This window comes from Paenibacillus sp. FSL H7-0690, assembly GCF_037980415.1.
Classification (GTDB): domain Bacteria; phylum Bacillota; class Bacilli; order Paenibacillales; family Paenibacillaceae; genus Paenibacillus_AQ; species Paenibacillus_AQ odorifer.
On record NZ_CP150281.1, the window covers coordinates 1,414,274 to 1,430,357 of the forward strand.

Consider the following 16,084-nt stretch of genomic DNA (forward strand, 5'->3'; position numbering starts at 1 on the left):
CTAATAGGTGGAACCCTTTATGTTTGAACTATCGTTTGCTGTCAGCAGAATAACATGGTTAATTAGATATTAGGTAATAGGTAACCATTCCTTATAGGTATCTGCACGTGATTGTAATTCATTATACAGCATGCTGGCATGGTAACCGTCACACACGGCATGGTGGAATTGCCCCGAGATGGGTAATAGTATTTTTTTGTCTTGCTGAAAATATTTCCCTATCGTAAAGATGGGAAGTAGGTAGGTTCCCTCGTTATACACATTCAGGTTAAAGCTTGTGAAGCTGACCCACGGAATGCTGGAAATAGGGAAGGTGTTCGGTGGTTCGTTTGCTTTAGCGATAAATTGTTTCACGCTTCCGTACATTTTCATATCATCGAGATAACGGTTATAGAAATCATTAAACTGTTCACCGTACGAAGTCCAGATGCTTGAGAAAGTCTTATCATCATCATGGAAAATTGTAAAACTAGGGGACAAGCTATCCCAATAACCTAATCTACCTTCAGAATCAAAACATGTGCGGAATTCACTATGACGGTTCACCACCGTAGTTATCATGTGGATTAGTGCTGGGTACAGCTTAATTCCCTTTAGCTTGAGCTCTGACAGTAGAAGGGTGATATCAATATTTACAGTCATGCTGTAGGTGCATCTGACATTGTTTAAATAATGTTCAAAATAGGGTTTTCTACTCCAGTTATCAATGACAATCGGGATAAAAATCATTTATTATGACCTCCTAAAATTATTTCATTTTTCATTTTAGGAGGTCTGCTGGACTGATTTCACCATATCCTTATCACAATCCCTTGAGAAAGTATTTTGTAACGATGAGTATACCATCAATTGGAAGGGAGATGCATTTATAATGCTGACCGAAAAGTTGGTTATTGAAAAATTGCTTCAGCAAAAGCGTACGAGTGTTGCTTCCAGCGTAGTGATGATGTGCGGTGTAGCGGGGTCGGGTAAAACAACCTTTGCTAAAAAGCTGGAGAAAGAGGGATTCGCCAGACTTTCGATAGATGAAGATATTTGGGCCACGCACGGCCGTTTCGGGGTGGATTATCCAGAGGACAATTATGAGTCCTATAAGGAAGAGTCGGAGATAAAGCTGCGGGGGGAGCTGGTGAATCTGCTTCAGGCAAAACATCATGTTGTTATCGATTTCAGCTTCTGGCAACGTCAGAGACGGAACGATTACAAGCAGCTCATTGAGAGTTATGGTGGCGTGTGGGAACTGATTCACTTAAAGGTCCAGCCGGATGAATTGCGTCAGAGACTGCTTATCCGGAGTGAACGTTTTGACGCCAATGCCGCATTTCCGATTACGGAGGACATATTAACCCGGTTTTTAAATGGTTTTGAGATCCCTTCTGGAGAAGGGGAGCTTGTGATTGAGCATAGATCTGTAACTTGATTTTTTGGGCATTTGTCCTCTTATAGAACCACAGCCGGATTAAAATCCCATGGCTGTGGTTCTTTTTTTAAGCGAGTGATTGTGCCATGATAGTCATGGGGGCGATTGAGAGATGTTTAAGGATTTTAAGCTCATAGCCGGACGGCCGGTGTATATACAAATTAAAGACTATATGAAGCACTTAATCATAAAAGGCGGTCTGCAAGGCAATCAAAAGCTGCCCTCCACACGAGAGCTCAGCACATTGCTTAAGGTTAGCCGCAACTCCGTAATCTCTGCTTATGCAGGGCTTGAGGATGATGGCTTTGCTTATGCCGTGCAAGGGCAAGGAAGTTATGTTGCTGCTACGCCGCCCGGCAGTGAAACGATCTCTTCCTGGACGATGGACTGGAAGTCACGTCTCAATGATCACGCGGTGCTGGCAGAGGAACTGGATATCATGAAGCGCGGGATTCGAGCGGAGAAGGGGACGATCTCCTTCACCAGCATAGCGCCTGATGAGAGTCTTTTTGATCTGGATAATGTGAAGCGATCCTTTATGGATCGGATGTCGGTAGAAGGCAACGTTCTGCTAAATTACGGCTATGCCAAAGGGTATAAGCCTTTAATAGACTATTTGAAGCAGTATATGGAGCACAAGGGCGTTGAAATGAAGGGCAAGGATATATTGATCACCAATGGTTTTACTGAGGGATTCGATATTGTATTGTCTGCTCTGAGTAAAAAAAATGGTTCGGTCATTTGTGAGAATCCGACGCATCATACAGCGATCAAAAATTTGAAGCTGAACGGTTTTGAGATCACCGGGATTTCGATGGAGCGTGATGGGATTGATTTGGCGGAGCTGGAGAAAGCATTGCAACAGCAAGCTTTTGACTGTGCATACTTCGTCCCTTCTTATCATAATCCAACCGGAATTGTAATGTCTCCAGAGAAAAGACAGCGGCTAATGAAGCTGATGAATTGCTACCAAGTCCCGGTGATTGAGGATGGTTTTAACGAGGAATTACGATATTCGGGCTCACATGTGGCTCCACTTATCGCAGCAGCAGGCAGCGGCAACAGCGTGATTTATCTCGGCAGCTTCTCCAAGGTATTATTTCCGGGACTACGTGTAGGTTGGGTGCTGGCGGATCAGGAGTTGATCAATTCCCTCGAAAGCGTCAAGCGCGCACGTACCATTCACACCTCGACGCTGGATCAATCCATTTTGTATCAGTATTTATTGGGTGGTCATTTAGAGAAGTATTTGAAAAAAGCCAGAGCAGAATACAAACGAAAGTATGAATTAACCCTGCAATGCTGCAAGGATTGTATTCCTTATACGGCGCTGTCAGGGGACGGTGGCCTACATCTTTTTGTAACCTTCGCGGAGGGCTTTAATACAAGGACGCTGTTGGCGGCCTGTCATGAGCAAGGGGTTATTTTTACAGCAGGAGATATATTCTTCACAGACGGTAAAGGGCAAAATACGATACGGATCGGTTTCTCCAGAGTGACGGATGAGGATATCCGCAAGGGGATCGAGATTATTGGCAGAACAGCTCGACAACTAATGGGATAAAGAGGTGCTTGAGATGAAGGTAGGCGTAATTATGGGCGGGGTATCCTCAGAATATGAGGTATCCATGAATAGCGGTAGAGAAATATTGAAGAATCTAGACCCCAATAAATATGAAATTATTCCAATTGTGATCACCAAGCGTGAGGAGCTTATTGAGCAGGCAAAAGGGATCGATATCGCACTGCTTGCACTTCATGGAGCTTACGGCGAGGATGGTACGGTTCAGGGAACGCTGGAGACGATGGGGATTCCGTATACGGGCAGCGGGGTTTTGTCTAGCAGCATTTGCATGGATAAAGATCTCTCCAAAAAGCTTATACGCTGCGCAGGCGTCAATACAGCAGATTGGCTATGCTGGGACAGCATAAAGGATTATTCGGCTGAAGCGGTGGAACGGCTCGGATATCCTGTTATGGTGAAGCCATGTTCAGGCGGCTCGAGTATCGGAATGGAAAAAGTGAGCAGCAGCGAGGAGCTGTTGTGCGCAGTGCAGAAGGCTTTTGCCTGTGATCAGTCGATTTTGATTGAAAGCTACATTCAAGGTCAAGAAATCACCTGTTCTATTCTAAACGGAGAGCTGCTGCCTATTCTGGGAATTACCTCAGCAAATGCCGAGTGGTTCGATTACAGTGCTAAGTATGAAGAAGGCGGAGCAGATGAACGGGTCATTGAACTGCCTGCTGAGGTGCATAAGCGGGTACGCGAGGCTGCCTTGAGCTGTTACAAAGCACTAAAATGTAGCGTGTATGCACGGGTTGATATGCTGCTTAAAGAGGGGATTCCTTATGTGCTGGAGGTGAATACGTTACCAGGCATGACGAAGGCCAGTCTTTTACCCAAAAGCGCGCAAGCGGCAGGCTACACCTTCAGCGGACTGCTGGACGAAATCATCTCCCTTTCCCTAACAGAAAAGAGTGCAAAAGAAGAGGTGTACAGTCATGCATAATGAATGGATTGCTCCACGTGTGCGGGAGATTGCACCCTCGGGGATTCGGGCTTTTTTTGACCTAAGTACGGGGAATCAGGATATTATATCGCTGGGTGTAGGGGAACCGGATTTCGTTACACCGGAGCATGTAAGAGCTGCCTGTATTCGGGCCTTGAATAATGGGGAAACGATGTATACGCCAAATTCCGGTTTACTGGAGCTTAGAGAGGAGATCGCTTCTTATCTGCACACAAGTTTCAAACTTCGCTATGAGCCAAACGATGAGATTATGGTTACGGTGGGAAGCAGCGAGGCTGTGGATTTGGCATTACGAGCTTTCATTACACCTGGGGATGAGATTATCGTCCCTTCTCCGAGCTATATCGCATATTCGCCGATTACCCATTTGAACGGGGGGGTTACGGTGGAGGTAGAATCATCGGCCGAGCAGGGGTTTAAGCTTACTGCTGAAGCGTTACGGAAGGTGATTACTCCGCGTTCCAAGCTTCTTATGGTGAATTTTCCGACTAATCCTACAGGTGCAGTAATGACTTATGAAGATTGGCTGCCTATTGCACAGATTGTAAAAGAGAATAACCTACTGGTCATTTCAGATGAAATTTATGCCGAGCTTACGTATGACAGTCAGCATGTCAGCATCGCCTCTCTTCCCGGGATGCTGGAAAGGACGATTGTGATTAGCGGCTTCTCCAAAGCTTTTGCAATGACTGGCTGGAGAGTGGGTTATGCTTGTGGCGATCGAGAATTAATTGCTGCGATGCTAAAAATCCATCAATACACTGCGATGTGTGCCCCAGTGCTCGGTCAAATTGCTGCGATTGAATCATTGCGCAATGGAATGCAGCATAAGGAACATATGAAGCAATGCTTCGATGAGCGGAGAAAGCTGCTGGTTAGTGGATTTCGATCCATAGGACTACCTTGCCATGAACCTGCGGGTGCATTTTATGCCTTTCCTTCCATCGCTCACACCGGAATGAAATCAGAAGACTTCGCTTTGCAGCTGCTCAGGGAGGTCGGTGTCGCTGCGGTTCCGGGTCATGTGTTTGGAGCAGGCGGAGAGGGTTATATCCGCTGCTCCTATGCCGCTTCCTTACAAAAATTGACGGAGGCGCTGGAGAGAATCGAAGATTTTATGAAAGTGAAGTTGTAATTCTAGAAGTCCCCCTCTATCATAGATGGGGGCTTTTCTGCGAATATGAGATAGAATAGGTTATACGGATACATTTAATAGGAGGTCGTAATTATATGCTTTCAGATATTCAAGACGTAATTAAACAAATCACTCCGGCTGATGATCAGTCCATCCTCAAGGCGGAGCATCGGCTGAACATTCTGACCAAACCTCCGGGCAGTTTGGGACAATTGGAACCTCTGGCCGTTAAGCTCGCTGGAATTTCGGGTACGGAGCAGCCTAGTTTCACCAAACGAACAGTTGTTGTGATGGCTGCTGATCATGGGGTGTGCTGCGAAGGGGTTAGCGCATTTCCACAGGAAGTCACGCTACAGATGGCCCATAACTTTCTCAGCGGTGGAGCGGCTGTGAATGTATTGGCACGTCAAGCTGGGGCAGAGGTACAGTTTGTTGATGTCGGCATAAACGGCGATCTTAGTCATGTCGATCTGATTGATCGTAAAGTGCGCCGGGGAACGGATAATATGGCTGTGGGACCTGCGATGAGTCGTGAGGATGCCATGAATGCTCTTCTTGTTGGGATAAGCGTTGCGCAGGAAGCGGTTAAGAACGGCACGGAGATTTTTATAACAGGCGAAATGGGCATTGGGAATACTACGGCTAGTGCTGCCATTCTATGTGCTCTCAAAGGAATAGCCCCTGAAGTAGCTGTGGGACGAGGAACGGGAATTGATGATGAACGTTTACTACATAAAATTGCAGTGGTGGAACGCGCCTTAAAGGTAAATCAGCCGAATTCAGCAGATCCGTTGGATGTGTTATCTAAAGTTGGCGGACTGGAAATCGCTGGCTTGGCGGGACTGATTCTTGGTGCCGCTGCTAATCGGACACCTATCATTTTGGATGGTTTTATTTCGGGGGCGGCAGCGCTTGTGGCAAAAGCCCTTGCACCTGAATCCATCGCTTATATGATAGCGTCTCATGTATCAGGAGAACGGGGACACAAGTTAATGCTGGAGCAGCTTGGGCTTGAACCGCTGCTTAACCTCGGTCTGCGATTGGGTGAGGGAACAGGGGGAGTATTATGCCTTCATTTAATCGAGGCGATCTGCCGCATTTTGAGCGAAATGGCAACCTTTGAAAGTGCAGGCATCTCTGGAGCTGGTCAACGATGAGCATTCTTGTAACGGGAGGTGCACGTAGCGGGAAAAGTGGTTTTGCAGAAAAACTGATACAGTCACTGGCAGATCAGGCCTTCTATGTAGCAACCGGACAGGCCTTTGACGACGAAATGAAGGAACGGATTGCTCTGCATCAGCATCAACGAATGGAAAGTGGTTACGCTTGGGAGACGCTTGAGGAACCGTATGATTTACCAGATCTGCTAAAGCGATTATCGGGGGAAAAAGCGGTGCTCGTAGATTGTTTAACCTTATGGTTATCCAATGCATTATTGGCTGTGGAAGGTTTTGAAAATAGACAAGAGCTTGTTGAGAGTGAAATAACAAGGCTTGAAGACAGTGTGCGTTCTTTTCAAGGGACGCTTATTCTGGTCACTAATGAGGTTGGCGACGGGATTGTTCCGGAGTATGCGCTTGGCCGATTGTATCGTGATCTGGCGGGACGAATGAACGCCCTGATCGCTCGGCAATGCGAACAGGTCTTTCTAGTAACTGTTGGAATTCCGATTGAGCTGAAGAGCAGGGAGTATCGTTTATGAAGGAGCGTAGGGATGCGGCCGTAGCTGCCTTTCAGTTCTTATCCCGATTTCCTGTAAAAGGTGATCCGGGATTCTCTCCTGAACTGCTGCGCCGGAGTGTAATCTTCTATCCCATGGTAGGCGCAGCAATTGGGCTGTGTGTAGCTGCTGGAGCAGCCCTGACGGGATTGCTTTTACCTGCTTGGCCAGCAGCTGTGCTCACTCTGATGCTGTGGGTAGGTCTCACTGGCGGGTTGCATCTTGATGGCTGGATGGACAGCGCGGATGGTCTGCTCAGCTATCGGCCACGGGAGCGAGCCCTGGAGATTATGAAGGACAGCCGTGTGGGTGCGATGGGCGTACTCGCCTGCGTGCTGCTCCTGCTGTTTAAAGCATCTTTGTTGGCAGCTCTAATCGAAGGCTTCGCCTACTACGAGCTGCCGCTGCTCTTGGTACCAGCGGTCTGGAGCCGCTGGTATATGGTACGGGCAATGGTGCGTTATCCCATTGCCCGTGGAGACGAGGGGCTGGCCGCGAACTTCGCCGGCCTAGCTTCCTCGCATGAGCGGCGCGCGCTGGCAGTCGCCGCGCCGCTCTCGCTGGCCGCCGCCGCTGCGCCACTGGCACTCGGCGCTGGCTTAGCCGCGTGGCCGCTGCATCTGGCGGCAGCTCTGCTGCTGCCGGTCGCGGCCTTGGCCTGCGGCACCGCGGCTGCACGGCGGATCAGCAGCCGGCTCGGCGGGCTCACCGGCGACGTGTACGGCGCGCTGAACGAGCTGCTGGAGGTTGTGCTGCTGCTAGTGTTATTGCTGCTCCAGCACAATTTAATGTGAGCTCCACGGATAAACCTTGAGTAATTTGGTGTAGGTGGTACTACGGATGAACCTTGAGTAATTTGCTGTAGGTAGCTCCATGGGTGAACATTGAGTAGTTTGCTATAGGTAGCTCTAAGGGTGGATCTTGAGTAATTTGCTGTAGGTAGCTCCATAGGTGGATTTTAAGTAATTTGCTGTAGGTAGCTCCGCAGATGAACATTGAGTAGTTTGCTGTAGGTAGCTCTAAGGGTGGATCTTGAGTAATTGAGTAATTTGCTGTAGGTAGCTCCATGGGAGAACCTTGAGTGGTTTGTTGTAGGAGTTCTACGGGTGAACCTTGAGTACAATTTGTTGTGAGCAACCTTTGCGTTTTTATGAGATAGATAGGGAAGAGGGATGACATGTTATTTGCCATTCTGCTGTTTATAATTGCTGGGCTTGCTGAGATCGGTGGCGGATATTTAGTATGGTTATGGTTGAGAGAATCACGGCCACTTTGGTACGGTTTAGTGGGGTCTTTGATTCTGATAGCGTATGGGATTATCCCTACGTTGCAAAAATTCCCTTCCTTCGGGAGAGTGTATGCGGCTTACGGCGGGGTGTTTATCGTACTCGCGGTCTTATGGGGATGGCTTGTAGACAAGAAGACACCAGACGTATACGACTGGGTCGGAGCTGTTATTTGTGTGATCGGTGTATCGGTTATCCTCTGGGCACCGCGGCACTAGGTTGAGTGAGGTTTGCTTAGTCATAAAAGCGGAATGAAAGCTGAGTAACCCAGTTTTTACTAAGTGAGTAACTTGGCTCCGGACTCAGGAGACCTTATTTGTGATAAAAGGGGTAATTTGGAGCGTTTTCGGACACCATAGACGCTATTTGAACAAAATAGGCTGAGTCTGGGTTGATTATGAGGCAATAGCGTCTCTCGAGTCCGAAAAAGCTTCCAAATGGCAGTTTTTCGAGTAATAGCGGCATCTGAGTCCGCAAGCCAGCAGCAAATGGCGTGCTGAGTCTAAGTGAGAGCTTCGCGCAAGCTAGCGCATGTAGCCGAGTCTATTGCTGTAGGTAGCATCCACGGAGGGACTTTGAGTAGTTTGCTGTAGGTAGCATCGACGGATGAACTTTGAGTAATTTGCAGTAGGTAGCATCGACGGAGGAACTTTGAGTAATTTGCTGTAGGTAGCATCCACGGAGGAACTTTGAGTAATTTGCTGTTGGTAGCATCGATGGATGAACTTTGAGTAGTTTGCTGTAGGTAACATCGACGGAGGAACTTTGAGTAATTTGCAGTAGGTAGCATCCACGGATGAACTTTAAGTAATTTGCTGTTGGTAGTGCCACGGATGAACTTTGAGTAATTTGCTGTTGGTAGCGCCACGGATGAACTTTGAGTAATTTGCTGTTGGTAACTTGGCTCCGGACTCAGGAGACCTTATTTGTGATAAAAGGGTTAATTTGGAGCGTTTTCGGACACCAGAGGCGCTATTTGAGCGAAATAGGCTGAGTCTGGGTTGATTATGAGGCAATAGCGTCTCTCGAGTCCGAAAAAGTCTCCAAATGGCAGTTTTTCGAGTAATAGCGGCATCTGAGTCCGCAAGCCAGCAGCAAATGGCGTGCTGAGTCTAAACGAGAGGATTGCGCAAGCCAACGGCAAATGGCGTGCTGAGTCTAAACGAGAGGATTGCGCAAGCCAACGGCAAATGGCGCGCCGAGTCTAAGCGAGATTATCGCGCAAGCCAGCAGCAAATGACACGCCGAGTCTAAGCGAGAGTATCGCGCAAGCCAGCAGCAAATGACGCGCCGAGTCTAAGCGAGAGTATCGCGCAAGCCAGCAGCAAATGACGCGCCGAGTCTAAGCGAGAGTATCGCGCAAGCCAGCGGCAAATGGCGTGCCGAGTCTAAACGAGAGTATCGCGCAAGCTAGCGCATGTAGCCAAGTCTAATCGAGGTTCCGCGCAAGCCTAGCGTATGCCCCCAAGTCTAAGCGAGCCATCGCAAACTAAAAACCCCCGTTCAACACTTTCGTGTGAACGGGGGTTTTAATTTACAAGCGTTAAATCTTAAATTGCTGCACAGCTTCTTGGAGTTTCTTGGCTTGCTCATACAGATGTTTAACGGTTTCTGCATGGCCTTCCAGTTCGACGCGCTGCCGCTCTGAGTTAGCAGCGAGTGTGTCCGCACTTTCTTGCGATCTTGATGTAATTTGTGCAGTTTCTTCGACGGAAGCACTGACTTCTTCTGTACTTGCTGAGATTTGCTGTGTAGCCGCAGATACGGATTGGATGCTGTGATTGATGCTTTGGATAAGAATCAGGAGGTGATTAAAGGCATCACCTGCTTCTGCTACTTTGCCGACTCCAGAGGCAACCTCAGAATTCACGTGGTTCATCTCGGTAACGGAGCGGCTCATATCTTCTTGAAGCCCAAGTAGGAAGTCACGGATCTGTTCGTTTGCGTTACGGGATTGTTCAGACAGCTTGCGTACTTCTCCCGCAACAACAGCAAAGCCGCGTCCATGCTCTCCTGCGCGTGCAGCTTCAATTGAAGCATTCAGCGACAGCATTTGGATCTGTTTCGTAATTTCAGTAATGCTGTGAACGACTTCTCCGATCATTACTGAACGCTCATTCATGATTTGTAATTGATCCAGCGACTGTAGGGAAGCACGTTCAACCTGGCGCATTTGCAGCACAGCGCTTTGAGCAATTTCATTACCGCCACTTGCTTCAGCGGAAGCCTCACTGATTTGCTCCGTGACTTCATTCGCTGCTGAGGCAATACTTTGAATGCCTAAATTGATTTCTTCCATTGCTCTCGAGTTATCTGATGCACTGCTAGCGATAGTCGTACTACCTTTGCCGATTTCTACTACCGATGAGCTGGAGTGTTCCGCCATATTATTGAGAACCTCAACACGTTCTTTTAAAGAGTTGGAATCCGCAACGACAGTATTAGAGGTTACCAGTACATGTCCAATCATTTCTTTCAGGCGTTGGGTCATCGCTTGGAAGCTTACGGACAACTGTGCAACTTCGTCATTTCCTTTAACTGATAATTCTTCGGTGAAATCTCCCTCTGCGAGCCGGGCACTATAAGCTGCCAGTTTTGAGATTGGACGTGTTATACGCACACTCATGAACCATGCACCAGTTAGGCCGATGATCAACGTCAGAAGTGTGATTCCGGCACTTGTCCATAGAATACTGTCTGTTTTTTCTTGAATGAAGCTTACGTCACTGCTTACACCGATAACCATCGTACTTCCGGGAATACCGATATAAGCTGTTTTATGTATACCATGTGCGTCGCTATATGTATCGCTTAGTCCAGTTTTTCCTTTAGAGGCTTGTTGCATTGCAGAAGATACGGTGACACTTTCTGCCCGTTGCAATTTTGCATCGTGATCTGCGGATAGAATCTCAGCTTCTTTTCCCTTCAGATTGACCAGAAAAATGGTTTCCACTCCATGTTGTTTCCTCTTTTCCTGAAAATAGAACTCGAGATTGGTGGCAGACTGATCGTTCTTATTTAGGGTTTGCTGGGCGTGCATTACGTTGAGATTCTTATATACGTCCTGAGCAGCGGCAGTAAGGATTTTGTTAATCTGCGGCATAACATAGCTGTTGAAGATACTGATAGAGATAAAATAGAAGCTGGTGCTTAACAAAAGAGACGTGAGCAACAGAACAACAAATAATAAACGCGTAAATTTGCGACTGATCGAATGCTTGATACGAAACATATCGTTCTCTCCTTTTTTTATGGACGATGAGGTCATTTCTTTTTTGGTCTTCACTAGATACTCCATGCCAACTGCTGGAAATTGGCGACCCGAGATATATTCCATAGTTATGTCATATTTCTACTAAATGGATCGGGAATAAGGTGTTTGATACTATTCTATAGAATTAACCTCTGGATGAATAGTGAAAGTTTTGTCCTATAGAGCATTTTTTTCTGAAAAAAATGAATTATTGCTGACTATTTTAGATAATTGGCGAAAAAAAAGAAATGGAACTACCAATTTCATATAAAAATATTATTTTTATGGATTGTTAAGCGCTATTGTGATAGAGTATTAATGTTTTGTTCCGAAAATTTAATATTGTAAGCCGCGGTTCGTAACCATCCCGCGTAAACAAAACTAGGAGGAATTTCAGTAATATGTTTAATTTGCTGTGGGGAGTTTTATTTGTTATTGTCAATTTTGCTTTTTTTCTACTCTGTTACCGCTTGTTCGGGAAAAGTGGAATGTACGCCTGGGTAGGTATTGCTACTGTAATTGCTAACATTCAGGTAGCTAAGACGATTGCTATGCCATTTGATATTGTGATGACACTCGGAAATACGATGTATGTCACTTTATATATGACCAGCGATTTACTTAATGAGAAGTACGGAAGAGCGGAAGCACGTAAAGCGGTCTGGTTTGGTTTCTTCACCTTGCTTATGACTACAGTCATTATGCAGATGGTATTAGTATTTAAGCCGCAGGAGACCGATATCGCTCAGTCTTCTTTGGAGACGATTTTTGGGCTGATGCCTCGACTAGCTTTGGGTAGTCTTACTGCTTACTTCATTAGTCAGTTCCTAGATGTTCGGTTGTACTCTTGGATTCGTAAATATTACAGCACCTCAAGTCAGCTGTGGATTCGTTCCAACGGTAGTACGATGATTAGCTCCTTTGTGGATACACTTATTTTCTGTACCATTGCGTTTGCGGGCTTGTATGACTGGAATGTATGGCTTGAAATTTTGCTTACGACTTATCTAGCGAAGTTCTTACTAACCGCAGTAAGCACACCTATCTTATATATCGCCCGAACCTTTACTTTTGCTGAAGAGGGTTCACCATCATCCGTTCAAAAGAAGGACTAAACAACAATACAGCCAGCGCGTACCGATCATAATCGATGCGTGCTGGCTGTTTTTTCGTTGTAAGATGGACTTAATCGTTACATGAAAGATGTGTACATAAAAATAATATAAAGCTAAAATAAGCTATCGTAGCAATTCTAGCGGGTTAGTTTAACAGGAGCGCCGGCGATGGCGCTTATCACATATCCTTTAGTTTGGGCTGGACTTGCGGGGCAGTCCGATTGAAGAGAATGTATATAATCGGTAGTCACAGAAATTACGAACAGGTGTGATCAAGGATGAATCTAGTAGTTCCTATACTGCGTCATGCAGCACAGCAGCCCGACAGCATTGCCTTAACCCATGACCAAGCAAGTCATACCTATGCCACATTAGTAAAAACGATGCGGAGAATCGCGAATGGCTTACAGCAAAAGGGTCTGAGGCATGACAAAATCGCGATTTTATCTACGAATCGTATTGAATTTGTTGAGGTTTTTTTGGGGGCGATTTATGCGGGCTGTGTTCCCATTCCCTTAGATCCCAAGTGGAGTGCTAATGAACTGCAGGTTATTATAGAGCAGTGCCAGCCGACAATGATTTTTGCCGAGCCGGAAGCCGCAAAGAATCTGGTTTTCAAGGATCAAACGATCCCAACGCTGACCTTCTCAAATAAACGAACAGGTTCCTATGATCAGTGGCTGGCTGCCCTGAAGCCGGAGGCTGAGTTGGATGAGACGAATGAATTATTATTTATTGGCTTTACTTCAGGCACAACCGGATTGCCCAAAGGTTATATGCGTACCCATTTATCATGGTTAAAAAGCTTTGAGGTTTCGAATATTGCTTTTGAATTGGACGCTATGAAGGATGTTTTGGCACCAGGTCCATTTGTGCATTCCCTATCCTTATTCGCCGTAATGCAGAGTCTATATGGTGGAGCAACCTTTCATATCACACAAAAATTTAGTGCCACCCAGGTGTTAGAGCTGTGCCAGCAAATTGCGGGCGTGGTGCTGTTCGTCGTACCAACAATGATCGAATCCATGATGCAGCAGGCTGTACCTGGGCAGATACAGATTGATGCGGTTATTAGCTCAGGTGCAAAGTGGTCGGAGTTGTCCAAGAAAAGGGGCATGGAAGTGTTTGGTGGAGCGCGGCTTTATGAATCCTACGGTTCTTCAGAAGCGAGCTATATTAGTTATTTGGATGTTCTGACCGAGCATAATCCGACCTCTGTAGGCAAACCTTATCCCGGGGTGCAAATTTCCATTCGTGATGACCAGTTCCGGGAAGTCCCTCCTGGGGAGATTGGGCAGCTATATGTGCGTAGTGATATGATATTTTTAGGCTACCATCAATTGCCGAATGAGACAGCAGCAGCTTTTAGAGAGGGATGGCTTGTTTTAGAAGACTATGTTTATCAGGATGAAGCTGGTTATTTATATATGGCGGGACGTTTGAAGAATAAAATCATATCCGGAGGGCTGAACGTTTATCCGGAAGAAATAGAGAGGGTGCTGGAGTTTCTTCCGGAAATAGATGAAGTGATGGTGCTTGGCGTGCCTGACGATTACTGGGGAGAACAGCTGATAGCCCTCGTGAAGTGGAGCGGAGAACAGCATTTATCTGTCGAAGAAATTAAGAATTATTGCCGCCAGTATTTAGCGAGCTACAAAGCGCCGAAGCAGCTGCTAACCGTGGATGAATTTATCTATACAAGTAGCGGGAAAATTGCCCGGCAAGCGATGAAAGACTATGTGAAAAGAGCGATGATATGATAGAAGCAGTAATTGTCATGGCAAAACGTACACCGGTTGGCAGAATGGGTGGCTTATTAAGTACACTTGAGCCGGAGGCATTACTGGCGCCGCTTATTCAGCATATTGTAGCCGAAACGACCTTGCCTAAAGAACTGATCGATGATGTCATTATTGGGAATGTTGTGGGCCCAGGAGGTAATATTGCCCGGGTAGCTGCGCTTGAAGCGGGGCTGCCTGTTTCGGTTCCGGGTGTCACCGTGGATCGTCAGTGCGGATCTGGGCTAGAGGCAATTAATATAGCAGCAAGACTGATTCAAAGCGGCGCTGGTGAGATTTATTTAGCGGGTGGTGTCGAAAGTACGAGCCGTGCTCCATGGAAAATGGCTAAACCACAGACGTTAATGGGGGTTCCACAGCTGTATACCCGTGCACATTTTACGCCTAGCTCTTACGGTGATCCGGATATGGGAATTGCTGCAGAGAATGTAGCTAGGAAATACGGGATTTCTCGAGAAGAGCAGGATCAATATGCCTTAAAAAGCCATCAAAAGGCGGTTCATGCTCAGCAAAGTGACCGGTTTCAGCAGGAGATAGTACCTCTTCAGGTAGAGGGGCAGTGGGTGAGCACCGACGAATGTCCTCGGGCAAATACGAGTCTGGACAAGCTGCAAAAGCTGCCGCCAATTTTTGAAGAAAAGGGTACCGTCACTGCTGGAAATGCCTGTCCTATTAATGATGGCGCAGCGCTTCTATTAATGATGTCTCGTGAGAAATGCCAGCAGCTTAAGCTTACCCCTATTTTGCGGGTCGTGGATGCACAAGCTGCGGGTGTAGATCCGAACTATTTGGGTATGGGGCCTGTACCAGCTGTGCAAAAGGTGTTAAAACGCCAAAAGCTTACCGTTGCCGATTTAGATATCGTAGAGTTTAACGAAGCTTTTGCTTCACAAGTATTGGCATCACTGAACGAGCTTCAAATTCCACAGGAAAAGGTCAATCTTGGCGGGGGGGCATTAGCAATAGGCCATCCATACGGAGCTTCCGGGGCTATGTTAATGACTCGCTTATGTGCTGAAATGCAACATGCCCCTTACCAACGAGGGCTTGCTACTCTGGGAATCGGCGGTGGGATAGGTCTGGCAACACTCGTGGAGGTTATAGAATGAACAGTGTCCGACATCAGATCCATATGACTGCTGAATGGATTTCGGACTATGCACAGAGTATTGAAGCACCCGTGCAGACGATAAATGGAAAGCTGATCGCTCCTGCGACGATGCCTATTATTTTCTGGCAAGACTTCGATATTCCTTGGTTAATCATCGGTGAACCCTTGCTTCACGGCACTCAGAAATTTTCATATCAGGCTCCGATTACGGCGGGGATGATTTTGGATTGTGAATTAGCGTTAACGGGCGAGGTGCAAAAAGAAGGCAGACAGGGTAAACTGACTTTTTACAAACATACGCTGGTTTGTAGGTGTGAGGGTGAGCTTATAGTCACCGCAGAAACGGTGTTAATTCGGGTAGGTGATGATCATGATAAAAAAGTGCATAACAGCTGAGGCTATCCGGCAATATGCAGCTGCTTCCCAAGATTTGGCGCCTATACATCTAGATGCAGAGGCCGCAGCCAAGGCTGGTTTGGAGCGACCCATCGCACATGGGATGTATCTTATGGGATTAGCCCAATCTTTGTATATTGCTGAGCACCCTACACAGTGGATCACTCAATATGATATGAAATTTCATAAGCCAATAGAGGTCGATAGTGTCGTGATTTTTGATTTTGCAGCGGACGATTGCTTTGTGAAAGTGATCCTTACAACAGAAGCTGGCGATGTTATTGCTGCGGGAGCTTTTGCAGTGAAAGAGGTGTAGTG

General features: G+C 46.7%; 15 protein-coding genes and 1 riboswitch. Of the genes, 13 read left to right on the top strand and 2 right to left on the bottom strand.

The features are described from left to right. Window positions 1-69: 69 nt before the first annotated feature. Window positions 70-729: a type A chloramphenicol O-acetyltransferase gene (gene catA, locus MHI32_RS06290; protein ID WP_248547842.1), complete on the bottom strand. Its 660-nt coding sequence runs from the start codon at window positions 727-729 to the stop codon at window positions 70-72. A 142-nt stretch (window positions 730-871) separates the two neighbouring features. On the opposite strand from catA, the gene MHI32_RS06295 reads away from it, so the two are divergent. The 8 genes from MHI32_RS06295 (at window position 872) to MHI32_RS06330 (ending at window position 8,310) form a co-directional block, all read left to right on the top strand. Beyond that, a complete protein-coding gene (locus tag MHI32_RS06295; protein WP_339281772.1) occupies window positions 872-1,420 on the top strand; it encodes an ATP-binding protein in 549 nt (182 codons plus the stop codon). 112 nt (window positions 1,421-1,532) lie between these two features. Further along, the gene (locus MHI32_RS06300) at window positions 1,533-2,984 is read left to right on the top strand and encodes a PLP-dependent aminotransferase family protein (RefSeq protein ID WP_340012043.1); all 1,452 of its coding nucleotides are present in this window, start codon (window positions 1,533-1,535) and stop codon (window positions 2,982-2,984) included. 13 nt (window positions 2,985-2,997) lie between these two features. After that, a complete protein-coding gene (locus tag MHI32_RS06305) occupies window positions 2,998-3,930 on the top strand; it encodes a D-alanine--D-alanine ligase (protein ID WP_340012044.1) in 933 nt (310 codons plus the stop codon). After that, complete coding sequence (locus tag MHI32_RS06310; protein WP_036681793.1) at window positions 3,923-5,086, top strand: aminotransferase class I/II-fold pyridoxal phosphate-dependent enzyme; 1,164 nt, start codon at window positions 3,923-3,925, stop codon at window positions 5,084-5,086. Before MHI32_RS06305 ends, MHI32_RS06310 begins: the two co-directional genes overlap by 8 nt. Window positions 5,087-5,181: 95 nt before the next feature. Then, window positions 5,182-6,243: a nicotinate-nucleotide--dimethylbenzimidazole phosphoribosyltransferase gene (gene cobT, locus MHI32_RS06315; protein ID WP_340012045.1), complete on the top strand. Its 1,062-nt coding sequence runs from the start codon at window positions 5,182-5,184 to the stop codon at window positions 6,241-6,243. Beyond that, complete coding sequence (cobU, locus tag MHI32_RS06320) at window positions 6,240-6,788, top strand: bifunctional adenosylcobinamide kinase/adenosylcobinamide-phosphate guanylyltransferase (RefSeq protein ID WP_076137512.1); 549 nt, start codon at window positions 6,240-6,242, stop codon at window positions 6,786-6,788. Before cobT ends, cobU begins: the two co-directional genes overlap by 4 nt. Further along, a complete protein-coding gene (cobS, locus tag MHI32_RS06325; protein ID WP_340012046.1) occupies window positions 6,785-7,600 on the top strand; it encodes an adenosylcobinamide-GDP ribazoletransferase in 816 nt (271 codons plus the stop codon). Before cobU ends, cobS begins: the two co-directional genes overlap by 4 nt. 383 nt (window positions 7,601-7,983) lie before the next feature. Then, the gene (locus MHI32_RS06330) at window positions 7,984-8,310 is read left to right on the top strand and encodes a YnfA family protein (RefSeq protein WP_076128128.1); all 327 of its coding nucleotides are present in this window, start codon (window positions 7,984-7,986) and stop codon (window positions 8,308-8,310) included. 1,325 nt (window positions 8,311-9,635) lie between these two features. Here MHI32_RS06330 and MHI32_RS06335 read toward each other — a convergent pair. Further along, window positions 9,636-11,324 (bottom strand): methyl-accepting chemotaxis protein, encoded by a 1,689-nt coding sequence (locus MHI32_RS06335; RefSeq protein ID WP_076282004.1) that lies wholly within the window; start codon window positions 11,322-11,324, stop codon window positions 9,636-9,638. A 366-nt stretch (window positions 11,325-11,690) separates the two neighbouring features. Next, window positions 11,691-11,736: riboswitch (PreQ1 riboswitch) on the top strand. Between the two features lie 10 nt (window positions 11,737-11,746). On the opposite strand from MHI32_RS06335, the gene MHI32_RS06340 reads away from it, so the two are divergent. The 5 genes from MHI32_RS06340 (at window position 11,747) to MHI32_RS06360 (ending at window position 16,082) form a co-directional block, all read left to right on the top strand. Then, complete coding sequence (locus MHI32_RS06340; protein ID WP_076128125.1) at window positions 11,747-12,460, top strand: queuosine precursor transporter; 714 nt, start codon at window positions 11,747-11,749, stop codon at window positions 12,458-12,460. Between the two features lie 278 nt (window positions 12,461-12,738). Then, on the top strand, window positions 12,739-14,220 hold the full coding sequence (locus MHI32_RS06345; RefSeq protein WP_340012047.1) for an AMP-binding protein: 1,482 nt from the start codon (window positions 12,739-12,741) through the stop codon (window positions 14,218-14,220). Beyond that, window positions 14,217-15,368, top strand: coding sequence for a thiolase family protein (locus MHI32_RS06350; protein ID WP_340012048.1), 1,152 nt, complete (start codon window positions 14,217-14,219; stop codon window positions 15,366-15,368). The genes MHI32_RS06345 and MHI32_RS06350 overlap by 4 nt, the downstream gene beginning before the upstream one ends. Next, window positions 15,365-15,766 carry a MaoC family dehydratase N-terminal domain-containing protein gene (locus MHI32_RS06355; RefSeq protein WP_340012049.1) on the top strand — a complete coding sequence of 134 codons (402 nt, stop codon included), beginning with the start codon at window positions 15,365-15,367 and terminating at the stop codon, window positions 15,764-15,766. Before MHI32_RS06350 ends, MHI32_RS06355 begins: the two co-directional genes overlap by 4 nt. Beyond that, a complete protein-coding gene (locus MHI32_RS06360) occupies window positions 15,741-16,082 on the top strand; it encodes a MaoC family dehydratase (protein WP_052096837.1) in 342 nt (113 codons plus the stop codon). The genes MHI32_RS06355 and MHI32_RS06360 overlap by 26 nt, the downstream gene beginning before the upstream one ends. The last annotated feature ends 2 nt before the right edge of the window (window positions 16,083-16,084 follow it).